Below are 303 nucleotides of genomic sequence, written 5' to 3'. Positions count from 1 at the left end.
TGGGGCTTCCAGAACTTCGACACGGTCAAGCTGTATTCGAAGGGCCAGGCCGTGGCCACGCCGGAAGTGTGGAAGGGTTCGCAATCGAACGTGAAGGTCGGCTTCACCAACGACGTCCTGGTGACGGTGCCGAAAGGCGTCGCCGGCAAGCTCAAGCCTGTGCTCGAGCGCAAGGACCCGCTGGTCGCCCCGCTGGCGAAGAACGGCCGCGTCGGCACCCTGAAGATGATGGTCGATGGCAAGCCGCTGCTGGTGCTGCCGGTCGTGGCGCTGGAAGAAGTGCCGGAAGCCTCGATCTTCGGC

General features: G+C 64.7%; 1 pseudogene. It reads left to right on the top strand.

What is annotated here, in order from left to right:
- Positions 1-303, top strand: a pseudogene (locus KVT32_RS29595) (D-alanyl-D-alanine carboxypeptidase); the annotation flags it as partial.

The organism is Achromobacter sp. GbtcB20, assembly GCF_019091095.1.
Taxonomy (GTDB): Bacteria; Pseudomonadota; Gammaproteobacteria; order Burkholderiales; family Burkholderiaceae_B; genus Achromobacter; species Achromobacter mucicolens.
The sequence above is the reverse complement of the archived record's forward strand: the minus strand, read 5'-3'. Positions and strand labels throughout refer to the sequence as shown.